Annotated in this window: 17 protein-coding genes; 8 read left to right on the forward strand and 9 right to left on the reverse strand. The window is 38.5% G+C overall.

The window, feature by feature from the left end; genetic code table 11:
* The first annotated feature begins 80 nt into the window (after nucleotides 1–80).
* Entirely contained in the window at nucleotides 81–1,262 is a 1,182-nt protein-coding gene (locus CGZ90_RS17675) for a DUF4317 domain-containing protein (RefSeq protein WP_094253864.1), read from the forward strand.
* A 56-nt stretch (nucleotides 1,263–1,318) separates the two neighbouring features.
* Here the strand turns inward: CGZ90_RS17675 and CGZ90_RS17680 are convergent, their stop codons facing one another.
* Entirely contained in the window at nucleotides 1,319–1,984 is a 666-nt protein-coding gene (locus CGZ90_RS17680) for a DUF6143 family protein (protein ID WP_240515474.1), read from the reverse strand.
* 59 nt (nucleotides 1,985–2,043) lie between these two features.
* Nucleotides 2,044–2,730 carry a hypothetical protein gene (locus CGZ90_RS17685; RefSeq protein ID WP_094253865.1) on the reverse strand — a complete coding sequence of 229 codons (687 nt, stop codon included), beginning with the start codon at nucleotides 2,728–2,730 and terminating at the stop codon, nucleotides 2,044–2,046.
* Between the two features lie 399 nt (nucleotides 2,731–3,129).
* Between CGZ90_RS17685 and CGZ90_RS17690 the strand changes: the two genes are divergently transcribed.
* The 3 genes from CGZ90_RS17690 to CGZ90_RS17700 all read left to right on the forward strand — a co-directional run bounded on the left by CGZ90_RS17690 (nucleotide 3,130) and on the right by CGZ90_RS17700 (nucleotide 4,979).
* Entirely contained in the window at nucleotides 3,130–3,816 is a 687-nt protein-coding gene (locus CGZ90_RS17690; RefSeq protein WP_165766900.1) for a Na-translocating system protein MpsC family protein, read from the forward strand.
* A 184-nt stretch (nucleotides 3,817–4,000) separates the two neighbouring features.
* Nucleotides 4,001–4,285, forward strand: coding sequence for a hypothetical protein (locus CGZ90_RS17695; protein WP_094253867.1), 285 nt, complete (start codon nucleotides 4,001–4,003; stop codon nucleotides 4,283–4,285).
* Nucleotides 4,286–4,463: 178 nt separating this feature from the next.
* Complete coding sequence (locus tag CGZ90_RS17700) at nucleotides 4,464–4,979, forward strand: P-loop nucleotide/nucleoside kinase family protein (RefSeq protein ID WP_094253868.1); 516 nt, start codon at nucleotides 4,464–4,466, stop codon at nucleotides 4,977–4,979.
* Between the two features lie 202 nt (nucleotides 4,980–5,181).
* Here CGZ90_RS17700 and CGZ90_RS17705 read toward each other — a convergent pair whose 3' ends face one another.
* Entirely contained in the window at nucleotides 5,182–6,105 is a 924-nt protein-coding gene (locus CGZ90_RS17705) for an aldo/keto reductase (RefSeq protein ID WP_094253869.1), read from the reverse strand.
* Between the two features lie 297 nt (nucleotides 6,106–6,402).
* Nucleotides 6,403–6,966 (reverse strand): hypothetical protein, encoded by a 564-nt coding sequence (locus CGZ90_RS17710; RefSeq protein WP_094253870.1) that lies wholly within the window; start codon nucleotides 6,964–6,966, stop codon nucleotides 6,403–6,405.
* A 278-nt stretch (nucleotides 6,967–7,244) separates the two neighbouring features.
* Here CGZ90_RS17710 and CGZ90_RS17715 point away from each other — a divergent pair, with 278 nt between their 5' ends.
* Together CGZ90_RS17715 and CGZ90_RS17720 are read left to right on the forward strand one after the other, a co-directional pair.
* On the forward strand, nucleotides 7,245–7,640 hold the full coding sequence (locus CGZ90_RS17715; protein ID WP_094253871.1) for a hypothetical protein: 396 nt from the start codon (nucleotides 7,245–7,247) through the stop codon (nucleotides 7,638–7,640).
* 266 nt (nucleotides 7,641–7,906) lie between these two features.
* Nucleotides 7,907–9,556, forward strand: a complete 1,650-nt coding sequence (locus CGZ90_RS17720) for an ATP-dependent nuclease (RefSeq protein WP_165766901.1) — start codon at nucleotides 7,907–7,909, stop codon at nucleotides 9,554–9,556.
* 316 nt (nucleotides 9,557–9,872) lie between these two features.
* On the opposite strand, the gene CGZ90_RS17725 is transcribed toward CGZ90_RS17720, so the two are convergent.
* The 5 genes from CGZ90_RS17725 to groES all read right to left on the reverse strand — a co-directional run bounded on the left by CGZ90_RS17725 (nucleotide 9,873) and on the right by groES (nucleotide 14,640).
* The gene (locus CGZ90_RS17725; protein WP_094253873.1) at nucleotides 9,873–10,253 is read right to left on the reverse strand and encodes a type II toxin-antitoxin system RnlB family antitoxin; all 381 of its coding nucleotides are present in this window, start codon (nucleotides 10,251–10,253) and stop codon (nucleotides 9,873–9,875) included.
* Between the two features lie 62 nt (nucleotides 10,254–10,315).
* Complete coding sequence (locus CGZ90_RS17730; protein WP_094253874.1) at nucleotides 10,316–11,419, reverse strand: RNase LS family HEPN domain-containing protein; 1,104 nt, start codon at nucleotides 11,417–11,419, stop codon at nucleotides 10,316–10,318.
* A 4-nt stretch (nucleotides 11,420–11,423) separates the two neighbouring features.
* On the reverse strand, nucleotides 11,424–12,326 hold the full coding sequence (locus tag CGZ90_RS17735) for a ribonuclease H1 domain-containing protein (RefSeq protein WP_094253875.1): 903 nt from the start codon (nucleotides 12,324–12,326) through the stop codon (nucleotides 11,424–11,426).
* A 319-nt stretch (nucleotides 12,327–12,645) separates the two neighbouring features.
* The gene (gene groL / locus CGZ90_RS17740; protein ID WP_094253876.1) at nucleotides 12,646–14,283 is read right to left on the reverse strand and encodes a chaperonin GroEL; all 1,638 of its coding nucleotides are present in this window, start codon (nucleotides 14,281–14,283) and stop codon (nucleotides 12,646–12,648) included.
* Between the two features lie 72 nt (nucleotides 14,284–14,355).
* A complete protein-coding gene (gene groES, locus CGZ90_RS17745; protein ID WP_094253877.1) occupies nucleotides 14,356–14,640 on the reverse strand; it encodes a co-chaperone GroES in 285 nt (94 codons plus the stop codon).
* Nucleotides 14,641–14,882: 242 nt separating this feature from the next.
* Here groES and CGZ90_RS17750 point away from each other — a divergent pair, with 242 nt between their 5' ends.
* Nucleotides 14,883–15,599 carry a CPBP family intramembrane glutamic endopeptidase gene (locus CGZ90_RS17750; protein WP_094253878.1) on the forward strand — a complete coding sequence of 239 codons (717 nt, stop codon included), beginning with the start codon at nucleotides 14,883–14,885 and terminating at the stop codon, nucleotides 15,597–15,599.
* Nucleotides 15,596–15,796 carry a YdiK family protein gene (locus CGZ90_RS17755; RefSeq protein ID WP_094253879.1) on the forward strand — a complete coding sequence of 67 codons (201 nt, stop codon included), beginning with the start codon at nucleotides 15,596–15,598 and terminating at the stop codon, nucleotides 15,794–15,796. Before CGZ90_RS17750 ends, CGZ90_RS17755 begins: the two co-directional genes overlap by 4 nt.
* The last annotated feature ends 140 nt before the right edge of the window (nucleotides 15,797–15,936 follow it).

A 15,936-nucleotide genomic window follows, 5' to 3' on the forward strand; every position in this document is an offset into this window, starting at 1 on the left:
CCTAAGTACATAACACCATGTATGGTAAAATTAATCCTGCTTCAAACTCAAATCAGGTTCATTTAGGAGTGTATGTAAGCATGAACAAAAAAGATATCTCACAAATCCGCAGACAATTTAAAAAAGATAATGATCTACTGAAAATTTCCAGCATTTTTAACGTTTATATTATGAAGGAATCGAGTGACATCTATCATCACCAGAGCCAGCACTTCGAAATGCTGGATCCGGATCAGCAGGAACTGTTTTTGAACAACTTTAAAAAGCTGCTTGGCGGGAATATCGATGAAAAACTGTTTGAATTAAAGTTTCAGAGAAATGCAGAAAACAGCAGCCAGCTTATCCTGCATCAAGGACTGCTCAGCAGTGATACGGAGGACTGGAAAGAGCGTATGCTCCAGATGGTCGGCAAGATGCTTTTACACCGCCAATACGAGAAGGATATCGTCATCACTTTTATCCGTGGCGAATATATGAAGCCGGCAAAGCGCCGAAATGATGAGACGGAGGAAAGCGGGAGTGAAACCGTCTACTCTAATCCCTTCATTCTCTGCAGCATCAATAACACGCAGGAACCGAAAAAAGAACTGCTCTTCGACTATGCTTCAAAAGAGTTCAAATACAATTTCATTCTTGATCCCGTTATCAACCTGCACGCTCCGCTCGGCGGGTTTCTGTTCCCTTGCTTTACCGACAACGCAGCAGATGTGAACCACATTCTGTATGCCGCAGGTAAAGTACATGAACCCGATCACCTGTTCATCGAGCAAGTGCTAAACGGCGAAGAAACGATGACAGCTAAAGATGACAAGATCGTGTTTGAAGAAATCATCAAAAACGTTACGGGAGATTCGTTAAATACTTCTACCCTATCGAACGTATATGAAGAGATTCACCGCATGATCGAGGAAAATGAAGAAGAAGAACTTCCGAAGCTGGATGCCAAGGACGTCGAACGCGTACTGAAGATAAGCGGCCTGGAAGATGTGGACACCCAAAAAGTAGAAGCCGCCTTCCACAACGTGATCGACGACAAATCATACGAGATCAAAGCAAACAGCGTTGTACCAAAATACACATCTAAATCCATTAAAATCAACACAAAGTTAGCGAACATTTCGATAAGCCCGCAGGATTTGAAGTATGTGAAGCAGGTTCATCTGAACGGCAAACGGTACCTCATGATTGAAGTGGATGAAGATACGGTGATTGAAGGGTTTACTATGATTCCAGAGGCTTTTGGGGAGAAGGTTGAGAAATAATATAGTGAAAGCTTCTCATCAGGTTTTGGGCTGGTGAGAAGCTTTTTTATATCATGCTACATCTTTTTATTTTTTTCAAACCACCCGAACGCAACTTCCGCCTGAATGATTTCATTATTTGGTGAGGTTAAAAAAATAATAAATGATCCGCCTGGAGGGAAGATATATTTTCCATCTTCATCACTGGTTAAAGTGCTTTGCGGCGGTACAATCCGTCTGAATGCCATTACTCCTTCTTTCGGAGTTCCATCAACAAATTCAGCATATGCGATTTTAACTTCGGGCTTTGGAAGCGGGGTAAGAGCTGTGTTTGCCGGTGTCACGTTTTTAGAAACTTTCGGCTTCCCAGGAGAAACCGGATTAAACCAAATTTCAGCTTCAAACGGCTGCTCAGAATGATTGGTGATGGTAAATGCATTTACAAATAAATTGACATCTGATTTAAACGGATTAAATAAGCCGCCCCACCCATTTTTCCCTTTTCCAAAAAGAATGTGTTCGGTTTGCCCAACAAAATATCTCCCCTGCAAGGATTGATATAAAGGGTTGGGTATGTTGACGGCTTTAATAATCCGGTCATTATTAGACATTGACATAAGATGCTTCACTCCTTTCCAAAAGTTTATGTGAATTGGATAGAGAATGTTTGGGCAAAAATTTCGAAAACAGGGCTGCCGTGGTATTTGGGGATGTAGGAGAAGAAAAAGAGCCGCCGTTTTCATAACGACAGCTCTTACATACTTGATCGCTTATATAACACTTTTTCATTGATCTCATTTGCTTATAAACGAGCAGTTATTACATCATGCGTCCTTAGTCTCTTAGGCTCTGCCCAAAGAGTATACCCCAGCCAAATGAGAGCTGCTCCCATCGGTATGGCCAGCACACGATCGAATGGGTGTGGAATGACGGCGGCAGCAAAGGTGACGACCGCGGCGAAAGCAAGCAAGGCACCTGCCATGCGCGGGAAGACTCTTGCACGATACGTAGCGATTCCAAACAGAAGCCCGCCAAAACCATACAGAATTCCCGCAATGGGGGCTAGTACTGGGAAAATCCCCAGATCCGCCGTGCTTGTTGTTCCGCTAAAGAGCCCTGCGATCCCTTTTACAAACTCAGGAGCATCTGTTGTCAGCAGCGGCAGCACAAATGCCTCGATGAAACTAAAATTCATTGAAAGCAGCCAGAATAGACTAAAGAAGATAAAACCAATCAGCCCCAGCCAGCCAGCTTCTTCCGCCTGCCTGCTGTAGATACCTGATAGGCCGATGAGACTGAAAAGAGACATGAGACTCGTCGCACATGCAACGGCCACCCATAAGCTTGTGTTAACAGAGGATAGCTGATCCGCTGGGTGAACAAACTGAATCCCGATATACAAAATCCCTGCCAACAGTGCAAAAACACCTGCTACTCGCATGAAACGCTGCCCCGTAATACTTGGCTTTTTATCAACCTTCTTATCCATATGGCGCCTCCAATTTAATATTTACTTTTATTTCAAAGGGAAATCGTATGACCTATAGTAAGTTATGAAAAAGCACGGTGTTTCATTAATCAATTGTGATGATATTTCCGTACAGACTGCATGTAATTTAATTAAGAAAAGGCTTTTCAAAAGTTTGGATAACTAGTGAAAAGCCTCTTGGAGTTTAATATTTTGTTTGTTGTAAACAGAGGGATGTTTCTCCTTGTTTAAGAAGTGCGAGAACCGTCCCCATGCTTGTCATCCAATCTTTCCTTTCTATAGAACACTCGCTTGCTTGCTTTTGATTCAATCTCCCCACCGATGGGTATTATTACTATAATCTTCCTATTTATTATAACAGTTGCGGCACTAACCACTACAGATTCCAAGGAGCGTTCTATGGAGAATAGTAAAGTTCTAGAAAGAGAAGCAGCAAGTGTCATTGGAAAGGTGCTACGCGACAACTTTGGAAAAGGGCCTGGGAATGTTATTTGTTCTTTATCTGATTCTGTCCTCGTAACATATATCACGAATTTCGCATCTCCTGTAGAACTTTCATTGATGAATATACAGCAAAATTTATTCGTAGAAAAAACAGGAGACTTATTAATGCATACACTGAAAGAAGAAATGATGATGTTTATTGAATTGAAAATGCATCTAGAGGTGAACGAGTTTTTTTACGATTGGAACCTTGATTTTCATACAGGGATGCTGATTTTTATCTTTAATAAGGATGCTGTTTATGATGACTTTTACTCTAATCAAGAAAAGCTGCATGACGTGATCTCAAAAATCACCTATGAAGCACAAAGATTACCTGACATCGTTCAGTCAAGAAGATTAAACACGAAGCATCTTTTAGTTTTTAGAGAAGGACTTTTAGTCAATCTTGAAAAAGAATTACTGACTTTAGGCTTTGAAGAAACGCTCGTTTTGGGGAAGAGGCGTCTTGAAAAGAGGCTTATAGAAGAATACAAGACGATCATTGAACAACTCTTAAGTGCCAAGATCATCGATTTCTTTGTTGTTTGGAACTTTAGCGAAGACAAAAGCTATATATTATTCGTATTAAAACAGGAATAGGAATTGTTTTCCATGTAAATACATGGTATAGTTTAAAGTGATATCGTATGAATTTAATAGTGTGCTGATGGTAATGGATGGACATTCTATATAGATGGACCAAACATAAGTCAGGAAAGAAGCGTAATACGTTTCTTTCCTGACTTTTTTATTGCCATTCTATATAAAAAAAGGAGGAAGTGCATTGATTCTTGCTAAGGAACGGCTGCTTTCTGCCTTAAAAGATTTTATTGAAAAACACCATGATGACGCTTTAAATGGCACCCCGCCCCTCATCCGCAAAAAAGAACTGGAAGGTTTTATTGAAACCTCTGCTCTTAACATGCAAATTGCTTATTCCAAACACTCTTCGACCACACAGACATTCTATCTATTCGATCTATTGGCATTCGATCTAACCATGGAAATTAATTATCGATACAAAAGTTTCTATACTAGGCATACTTCATCTGTTGCTTACAAAACCTGACCGGATGCAAACACCACCCTTCAGCCAAAGGGTGGTGTTTCTTTGACGCACGAGAACCCTCCCCACACTTCTCTTCACCATACTCATGCTTCTTTATGATTGCTCAATGCATGTGCATGCAATAACCTAGAGTAAAGAGTTCAACAACCACTAAAATGAGCGCAAGGAGGTTAAATGTATGCCGCAACTAGGGACGCTATACTTTCTCTGCGGAAAAATGGGCGCAGGGAAATCTACTACTTCAAAACAATTGGCAGCAGATAAACAGGCGGTATTGTTGTCAGAGGATGAATGGCTTTCCTCTCTCTATCCCAATCAGATTGCATCATTTGAGGACTATTTAAAATTCTCAGCGCAGCTTAAGCCGTTAATGAAAAAGCATGTCCAAAACATATTAAGTGTCGGTGCAGATGTCGTAATGGACTTTCCAGCAAACACTCAAAAACTGCGAAAGTGGTTCTTAGATATTGCGTCAGAGATTCATGCAAACCACCAGCTCATTTTCCTTAATCTAACGAATGAGCAATGCTTACGTCAGGTTGCACAAAGGCGAATCGAACAGCCAGAAAGAGCTGCCTTTGACACCGAAGCGGTGTTTCATCAAGTTACTGCATTTTTTGAAACTCCGGAAGCTTCTGAGGGTTTACATGTATTAGAGATTAGTGGAAAAGAAAATAGAAAGGCTGGTCAATAAGCACATTTTAATGCACCGAAATTGTGGTTCGTCTTCATAAACGATAGAGTGCATCTATCTTCAAAAGCTAAATAGCTTTCAATTACAAGGTGAAGCATGAGACCCTCACTGTGCTCCCGGGAGCTGCTTCTCCCCATTTTTATCATGCAATTAAAAATGGAACAAAAACTAACCCCAGCCATGATAGCTGGGGCTTACTTAATTATGACCGATCCACACTCTGAGCATGGTTATTTTCTACAAAGTCTGCGGCTTTTGCGTTGAGTTCCACTTGTTCTGGATTTTTACAGCCGGGGATGACTGAGGTAACGGCAGGATGCTTCAGACACCATGCTAATGCCCAAGTAGACATCGGAACACCTTCAGGAACTTCGGCAGCACGAATCTTCTCCACTTCGTTCAATAGTCGTGCCGTTTCTTCTCTGTCATGCTTGGAACGGACATCGTCAGTGCTGAAGACGGCTCCTGGCTTATACTTCCCGCTTAAATAACCGCTAGCGAGCGGAACACGTGCAAGAACGCCCAGGTCTTGTTTTACGCTTGATGGAAAAATCATTTCTTCCGGTTTTCGGTCCAAACGATTGTACACGACCTGAATGGCACCGACATTTACCTCTGTCGCCTTGTCTGTTTGATAGCTCTCATCATTTGTCTTAAGTGAAACACCTAAGTGCCGTATTTTGCCGGCTTGTACCTGCTTATCAAGCATCGTCCATAGCTCGTCATTATTAAATTCCTCGTCCGAGCAAGAATGCGCTTGGTATAAATCGATGTACTCCGTTTTCAGTGATTTAAGAGAAGAATCCAGCTGCTTCAAGACATCCTCGGCACTCCATTGCCTAGTCCGCTCAAAATTACCATGGAAGTGGTGGCCAAATTTTGTGGCAACAATCCAATCCTCCCTGTTGCTTCCGCTAAGATAACCACCAATCAGGCTCTCTGACAGATGATCACCATAGCATTCAGCGGTATCAATAAAATTAATGCCCATTTCCTTCGCCTTATCCAAAATAGAGTCCACTTCCAGCTGGGTAAAATCCTTTCCCCATTCTCCACCGTACTGCCATGTTCCAATCCCAACAACGGAAATATCTAGATTGGTTTTCCCTAGCCGTCTGTACTTCATCCAATCACCTCGAAAAAAGTATTTGGGATAAGGGTAACATGTTGGTGGTTTTTTGGGAAATGTTTGGGTTGTGGGACAATACGGTGCTTAAGCTCAGGCTAATTGACATTGACGAATGCTTACAAATTGTTACCGTTCCCTTGCTCCCTAAAATGAATGGGTTTTAAAAAAAAAGTGCCCCTGGGACATTTAAAGTACACGGGACACTCTTTTTGTTATCTTTCAGTCCGTAGAGGAGCGCGAGAACCGTCCCCGTGTTTCTTTTTGCGGGATAAGAGATTTATACAACCAACTAATTTAACAAAAATGTTTCTTTATATATTCTTTTCTCTTTTGAGTTTGCTGCTCTATAAATTCGTATAATTCATCGTAGTTTCCTTGTTCTAATTTCTGTTTAAATCTCGTCACATTGCTTTCAAAACCTTTAAAGTAATTGCTGTTATAGTTAGTATTATTAAATATTCTTAAATACTCTTGATAATCTAATAATCTAATTTTATCTTGAATTTGAAGAAGTATATTTTCCCAATTACGAGTTCGTTTTAAATGTAATGGTTTTGTTACCACTAATTTTATATTTTCTTCTTTTTCTATTTGTTCAATATAACCTTCAACCTCTAACTTATAAGAAAAGAGCTCATGCCTTGATTTTTCATTCATATTAGGCAAAATCTCCAAATTATAAACACGATATCTAGCTTTCCTAAAGTGAACATCACCTTCTCGATTAAATACGTTTTTCACAAATTTACCTGCGGAATGAAAAGCACTAGCTCCCGCTACAATATCCTTTCCATTATCTTTCATGAATTTTAAAGCTTTAGGACCGTTATCTTTAATATTTTTAAAAATTTTATTCATAGTAATAGATCACATCCTATTTTTGATAACCTTATTTTAACATTTTACCAATAAGCATGGGGACGGTCCCATGTTTCTTTTGGCATGCTCACTGCAGGTGTAAATGATTTAGACTTTAGGTTACACAGTTAACCGACGGGCTGCTTAAACAGGAAATGAAGCGCTAGAACCGTCCCCGTGCTTCCGTGCTTCTGGGCGGTTCAATAAATGGAAAAATGTGCTACTATGTAATATGTACTTACTCTGGGGACAAGCGTAAAGGAAAGGAATTGTAGAAAGTGAATAAAATTAAAAACCTCATTCTTCTGGTGAGTCTAGCATGTATTTTGGTAAGCTGTGGATCACCACAAACAGAAAAACCACAAGCTGCTAAAGCGCCTGAAGTTAAGGCTGCAAAGATTGAAGACGCCGTTTCAGTAATTAAGAAAGAAACGCCAACCGATTATAAATTGATTGAACATAAACCCTATCACTTCACTGGACAGAAAACTCCAGAAGTCTATGCACTTTATCGGCCTGATAGTGTCACTGAAGGCGATTTTACAATTAACATTATCCGGGTTTATCAATTCAATAAAGACAAAAATGCTTGGGAGGGTGTGTTTAACCAATCCATAACCGATAAGATGCAGTTAACGAGAAGCATGGGGACGGTTCTCATGCTCCTTAACTAATGCTCAGTAAAAGTCCAAACGATTAATTCGATTAAACAGTTTAAATTATGAGTGCACATTTTGTTGCAAATAATTACCCAGTTAACTCGAAAACACTTATTCTACTTCCATATTAAGACAAACGAAGGGAAAATGCTAAAAAAAGTTTTCATGAACAGAAAATGTACCGTCCCCGTGCTTCAAAAATTAAAGTTACTTTAAAATACTTCTTTTATAAATTATACTACTGTTTGTACACTAATTTACTTTTTTTGGAGGGTCATGATTTGATAATTAATTTTTCCATAAAACATGGTGAAACTACTGATCAAAAAATATTACCTGTAGAGGGTGACAAGATAACTATTTTTGTAGGACCCAATAACTCCGGTAAAAGTCTTGTTTTAAGAGAAGTTGAAGAATATTTCACGAATGCCAACCAAGATTTTAAATTGCTTGAAGGTATTATGCTTAAAACACCTAGTCTAGAAGAGTTAAGTGATTATTATAATAACTATAAAATTAATGATCCCCATTTAATAACAGATTCAAATTATGTATATCTTAAGAAAAGAACTGTCAACGGAAAAATTGAACCCGTTCATATACATAAAGCGACAATGGACCAAGGGTTACAAGGAGATCAAAACTATTTTCAATATTTTCTTCAAAATTATTATGGAATGTTTTTATTAAGATTGGATGGAAGTACAAGGTTTCACCTAACCTCCCCTCAGGAAGGCGGTGATTTAAGTGCTTCTCCCACTAATATACTAATGGATTTATTTATTAATGATGAATCAAGATTAAGGATTAGAGAAATTATAGCAGATGCTTTTGGTAAATATTTCGTTATTGATCCAACAAGTATGTTGACTTTACGAATAAAACTATCGGATGTTCCGCCAGTTGATAAAAGTGAAGAACAAGCACTAGACTTTAGAGCAAGAAAATTCCACAGTGAAGCAACTGATATCAAAGATTTAAGTGATGGTATAAAAGCCTTTACAGGAATTATTACATCCGTATTTAGTGGAGATTCTAAAATTCTCCTTATAGATGAACCAGAAGCTTTCCTTCATCCACCTCTAGCCAGAAAATTAGGTTTAAGATTAGCCCAACTCGCTCCTGAAAGGAACGCTACACTTATTGCAGCTACCCATAGTTCGGATTTTATTATGGGATGTATTCAATCAGGAAAAGAAATAAATATTATTAGGTTAACGTATCAAGATGGTGCATCATCTGCAAAACTATTGTCCTCCTCTGATTTAACCAATTTAATGAAAGACCCCTTATTAAGATCATCGGGAGTTCTAAGTTCTCTTTTTCATGACACGGTTATAATTACAGAATCAGATGCGGACCGAGCATTCTATCAAGAAATTAATGAGAGATTAATTTCTTCAGGGCAAAAAGGTATTAACAGTTGCTTATTCTTAAATGCACAAAATAAGCAAACTATACATCGTATTTTAGGTCCACTGCGCAATCTAGGAATAAAAGCTGCTGCAATAGTAGACATAGATGTTGTAAAAGAAGGGGGACAAGTTTGGGCAAATTTGCTCAGATCTGCAAACATTCCTTCTACCCTTATTGAACCTTTAAATAACCTTCGTCATAACGTAAAACAATACTTTGAAAATACTGGAAGTAACATGAAGAGAGATGGCGGTATTCAACTGTTAGAAGATGATGAAAAAGCGGCTTGCCAAAATTTATTTGAACAATTAAAAAATTACGGTATATTTATTGTACCCAATGGCGAACTTGAATCTTGGATGAAAAATTTTGGCATTCCAGGTCATGGACCTGCCTGGTTAATGTCTATGTTCGAAAGAATGGGTAGTGACCCCGAGGATACAGATTACATAAGACCTTTTGATGGAGACGTGTGGGCATTTATTGAAAAAATAGCAAATTGGTCGGAACTATAAGTAAAAAAAATATTTTTTAAAAGTAAGAGCTCATTATTGATAAAATACGAAGGCTCAACCAACTGATGAATAATACGTTTGGGGACTCGTCACTTTCATCCAGCCCTCTGCCTAACTATTGAAAAGCCTTTAGGAAGTAAATATTATATTGTTGGGAGCATGGGGGGGAGCATGGGGACGGTTCTCATGCTTCTTTTTTATGCTCAGTGCAGGGCAAGTGATTTAGACTTTAGGTTACACAGTTAACGCGAGAACCGTCCCCTTTCTCCAAAAAAATCAACCTAGCTCAATTTTAGCTAGGTTGAAATTATTTCTTTTATATAACTACACCATGTAGCAATAATTTAATCTGATTAGAATTCAAAACTGTATTGAAGATCCCTTCATTTAATTGTTTGAAAACTTCCATAGATTTTTTTCGAATGTCACTTTCAATAGGGAACTGAACAAATTCACATGAATTCAAGTCAAATCTTTCCCCATTAAATTCTAGTGTGAGATATCTTTCGGAATTATTGCCTACATAAGACAACAAATCAAAAAGTATCTTTCCACTCATTGAATAATGTTTCAAATCACTCTCTAACCGCGAAATTTGTTCCATATTTTCTAAAGGATCTAAATAGGAAATAGCAACAACCATGCCTGCATAGTGATTCACTTTTCCATTTAACTGTAATAAAGTATATCTTTGCATGGCTATTTCCCCTCCTTAGATAAACTGAAATTTAAAATAACACAATAGGAATACAAAATCAATTATTTGTAATAATCGTTCATAATACTAAAAACATCCTGAATATAACCTTGGGCCTCATCTAAACGTTCAATCATTCGAGTTCTATCGACTTTTAGTGGACCATCTAAACAATCCCAATGGAATAAGGGATTTCTATTATATTTATAAAAATTATATGCGTCTTCTACACTTTTCTTTTGTTGAGATGTGAACTTCACATCATATGTGGGTTGCAATGTATACCTACTTAAATGGCCAGGAATTAGTTTAGTGAACATACTAAAATTCCCAGATTCAAGAGGGATTGTTTTTTCATGCATTACATACTTTAAATGACCTTCAATTAATCTAAATGAAGGATATGCTAAGAAAGCATAGTCAAACATGTCATCATTTACTTTTAAATTCATTAAGGCTTGATAACTCAATCGCTTCAATTTTTCACTTATTTTTTCAATGGCATCAGGTAAATAAATATCAAGCTCATTTACAATCGTTTCTTTAGTTATATTATGAGCTATACTTAGTTGTTGGTTCATTATTTTTGGAATCTCTTCGACATCCATTAAATTAAGTAAATAAGTATATGTCTCAGTAAATAACTTTAAAGGTTTCCCTTGTACCATAGCTTTTTTAGTTTTTAAGAAGTAACTTATTGTAACAGTTTCATTATTTACTGATGATTTAAGAACCCATTGGTTTCCACCCGGAACTACTCGATTAGAATTTTCCGATACACCGTCAAGTTCTTTTACTAAATTTAATACAGTAGTGAAATCTTCATATTCTACATTTTTAAATACAAAAAATGGTTTATCAAATCCGCTAATTTCTTTTTCTTGGCAGATAGAGGAATTTTTAATAAACTCAGCCATTTCTTCTTTAATTTCATTTACTCCACCAGGAGTCAAATCTATTGTAGTAGTTCCATCCATGTTGTAATGAAAATCCACTTTATTTGCATCAAAACCATATGTAAATTCAATTCTGTGTCTATTTCCATTTACATTGTTTAATTCACTGCATGTAAACTCTTCTTCTTTTGATGATAAAAATGCTATAACAGTAGTTTCAATTTGGTCTCTATATAAATGTAATTGACCGTATTTAGTTTTAGTCCTCATCTCTTTATTCCCCTTTTATTTTTACCACTTTGTCAATCTTGTATTCATTGTTTTTATCACTTAATTCTAATTCTAAAAGTGAGTTATTTAAATTTAAAAATGCCTTAATATTTAAGTCTCCTACTTTTCTATTTTCTTCTTTCCAAAAGTGTTTAGCTATTTTAATAACAGCATTATCATTCCAAACAAAACCATTTAATTCAATTTTAATTTTTTCTTTATTTGTATTACCTACAATTTTATTAAAATCTTTTAAAGTAATTATTTGCTCTGGTGAATCTGCATTGTAATGACTTGTATCATGTGTTTCGTCAATTTTTTCGACCGCACTTTTTGCCAATTGATCAGCTTGTTCATTAAATATATCACCAGAATGAGCTTTTACTTTAAAGAAATTTATATTAATATGTTTTTTAAAATTATTCATTTTTTCTACATATTCTTTAGTAGTTCTCTTATTCGCTTTCCAATCACCTATATACCACTTTTCAAGTCCTTCATAATCGTAAAAAATGTTAACTTTACGGTAATCATTGTTAACACTCCATTCAACAGCATGTAGTACCCCAGCTATCTCAGCAGATACATTCCATAAGTCTTCATTTTTATCAATAGGTGATTGTTTTGAAACTTTATGAATTACTTCATCATCCTTAACAAAAACACAACCGAATCCTGCTTTATCTTTCGCTTTTGAATAGCTTCCATCTACATATATTAGAAGATCACCACTTTTAACCGCTTCTTTCGAGGAAACGTTACTCTTCAAAAACTTTTCTGCTTCTTCTTTTGTAAGGAAAGATTTATAACTTGCTCCACTAAATCCCTTAACTTGCTTTTCACATTCTGACCAAGTACTGAAAACACCAATTTTTCTACCTACTTTAACAGCATAAAATTTACCCACTTAATCACACCTCAACTAAACTTTACCTATTTTTAAATTTTATGTAAATACCTATTCTTTAATAAGAATACAATCCCTTCAAAAATCATCTCCCATACTTTAATAATTTAATATGGTAAATTTCATGTTAGAACTCTTAGAACACTATGATTCCTCAATAAGTATGTATATTACAAATGAAAAAAGAGGCTTTCCAAAAGTTTAAATAACTAATAGAAAACCTCTAAATTTAACATGAATTTTAAAATGTTTCTCGATTGTTACCCTTGCCTATTTATTGTGCTTGAAAACACATTAATAAAGTGTTTTGAGCAAAGAATTACATCATGCCGCCCATTCCACCCATTCCCATGCCGCCCATGTCTGGCATGCCGCCGTTTTTGTTTTCTTCAGGCTTGTCGGCGATAACTGCTTCTGTTGTTAGGAACATTGCAGATACGGATGCTGCGTTTTGAAGCGCAGAGCGTGTTACCTTAGTCGGGTCAACGATACCAGCTTCGAACATGTTTACCCACTCGCCCGTTGCTGCATTAAATCCGATTCCGATTTCTTCGTTCTTCAGGCGCTCAACAACAACGGATCCTTCAAGACCTGCGTTGTGTGCGATCTGGCGAACTGGCTCTTCTAGTGCACGAAGTACTAGCTTCACGCCAGTCAATTCGTCTCCAGCTGCTTGCACTTGAGAGATTGCTTTTAGCACGTTAACTAGAGCTGTACCACCACCGGATACGATACCCTCTTCAACTGCTGCACGAGTTGAGTTCAGTGCGTCTTCAATGCGAAGTTTACGCTCTTTCAATTCTGTTTCAGTAGCTGCACCAACCTTGATAACGGCTACGCCGCCAGCAAGTTTAGCAAGGCGCTCTTGAAGCTTTTCTTTATCGAACTCAGAAGTTGTTTCTTCGAGTTGTGCTTTGATTTGGTTTACGCGTGCTGCGATTTTAGCAGACTCGCCTGCACCTTCAACGATTGTTGTGTTTTCTTTTGTAACAACAACTTTAGAAGCTGTACCTAGCTGCATGATGCTTGCAGATTTAAGGTCTAGGCCTAGCTCTTCAGTGATCACTTCACCGCCAGTAAGAACTGCGATGTCTTCAAGCATTGCTTTACGGCGGTCACCGAAGCCTGGCGCCTTAACTGCAACTGCGTTGAACGTTCCGCGAAGCTTGTTAACTACTAATGTAGCAAGAGCTTCACCTTCTACGTCTTCAGCGATCAAAAGCAATGGCTTGCCTTGCTGAACAACCTGCTCAAGAACAGGAAGGATTTCCTGGATGTTCGTGATTTTCTTATCTGTAATCAAGATGTAAGGGTTGTCGAGCTCAGCTTCCATCTTGTCAGGGTTTGTTACCATGTAAGGAGAAGCGTATCCGCGGTCGAATTGCATTCCTTCTACCACTTCAAGCTCAGTTGTGAATCCTTTAGATTCTTCGATTGTGATAACGCCGTCGTTTCCAACGCGCTCCATCGCTTCAGCAATCAATTGTCCTACTTCTTCATCAGCAGCAGAAATGGATGCAACCTGTGCGATAGACTCTTTGCCTTCGATTGGCTTAGAGATTGCTTTAAGCTCAGCTACAGCAGCAGCAGTCGCTTTTTCAATTCCTTTGCGAAGTACCATTGGGTTAGCGCCAGATGTTACGTTCTTTAGACCTTCACGGATCATTGCCTGAGCAAGAACCGTTGCAGTCGTTGTTCCGTCACCAGCTACATCGTTTGTCTTTGAAGCAACTTCAGCAACAAGCTTTGCACCCATGTTTTCGAAAGCATCTTCCAACTCGATTTCTTTCGCGATCGTTACACCGTCATTCGTGATAAGCGGTGAACCGAATTTCTTTTCAAGAACCACGTTGCGCCCTTTTGGCCCAAGTGTTACTTTTACCGCGTTTGCAAGTGCGTCCACACCGCGAAGCATGGAACGGCGAGCGTCTTCACTGAACTTAATGTCTTTAGCCATGAGTAAAACCCTCCTATTATTTTAAAAAGTTATTTTCTATGCAGCTCTTATTCTGCGAGCTATTTTGTTTGATTAGCCTACGATTGCAAGAACGTCTGTCTCGCGCAGGATTAAGTATTCTTTGCCTTCGTACTTTACTTCTGTTCCGGCATATTTGGAGTAGATTACAGTATCTCCCTCAGAAACTTCTAAAGCGATACGCTCACCATTGTCAGCTACACGGCCAGTTCCAACAGCGACAACTTTGCCTTCTTGAGGCTTTTCCTTTGCTGTATCTGGCAGCACGATTCCGCTTGCCGTTTTCTCCTCGCTTGCAACAAGCTCGATAACAATACGATCACCTAGTGGCTTTAACAAGTGAAACACCCTCCTAATATATTGAATAGTTTTATTTATTAGCACTCAATTAAACTGAGTGCTAACTCCATTTTCTATAATAAATAATTCTTTTTCACAATGCAAGCAGTAACTTTATGCAAAAAACGACAAAGTGTGTTTCTCGCTTACATGAAAACATGTGTGTTAAAATGAAGGGTATGTAGGAAAGAATGAATGACAGGAAGAGTTTCTGTCTTTTATATAAAAAGGAGAATAACATTTTGGAAAAACGGTACTGGTGGATTATCTTTATTTACTTTGCCATGCAGTTTTCTGGCATTTTAGCAAAGCCAATTCTTACGGCGCTTGATATACCGCGAACGGAATGGGCTGGACTGTGGGGAACGTACAGCTTCGCGCTCGCTCTCATCCTGATTTTGATCTTGCTGCGACCGGATATCCGTGACCGCCACCAGCGCGGCGGACGCGTTTCGCGCGGCAGTGCCGTATTGTGGGCGATCGGTGGTATTTTCATGGCGTATGCCGCTCAAATTATCGCGATTACGATTGAATCAAAAATTTTCGGCGTCCCAACTGGCTCACAGAACACGAAGGATCTTGTTGAGATCACAAAGCACACACCATACTTTATGGTCGTTGCCGCTCTGATCGGACCGATTTTAGAAGAAATCGTATTCCGTAAGATTCTGTTCGGCAGACTGTACGGCCGCTTCGGATTTTTCCTCGCGGCGCTTATCAGCTCTCTTGTTTTCGCAGCCGTGCACATGGATTTTTCACATCTTCTTATTTATTCAGCGATCGGATTCACCTTCGCTTATCTATATGTAAAAACAAAACGCCTGCTCGTCCCAATCATCGCGCATATGTCTATGAACTCTCTCGTCCTGCTCGTACAGTTCGTGTTTGCGGACCAAATCCGAGAATATGAGAAACAAATGGATACGATGCAATTCATCTTTGGAGGATTTTTATCATGAGAACATCACCGCTCTTCATGGGCTTTCTGTACACTGTAATCGGAGTTGTCTTCACTTATCTGGCAATCCACTATGCGCAGGATTATGGACTGACAAGCATCTGGACGATTATCACGATGGTCGTCGCCACATTCGACTTCGCCAACGCGATCCGCTACTTCGCGTTTCATAGGCATTTGAAGAAGAAAAGAAAATAACCTAGTTTTTGGGGTCCGGTACCATCACTGATTTAGCAGTGGAGGTACCGGACCCCATTTTAATTATTTCGCGCTATATCCCAGAAATTAAAAACCGGGGTACGGTACCTCTAAAGCCAATGGCGATAGAGGTACCGTAC

Origin of the sequence: Fictibacillus aquaticus (assembly GCF_002245695.1) — a bacterium.
In the GTDB taxonomy this organism is placed as follows: domain Bacteria; phylum Bacillota; class Bacilli; order Bacillales; family Fictibacillaceae; genus Fictibacillus; species Fictibacillus aquaticus.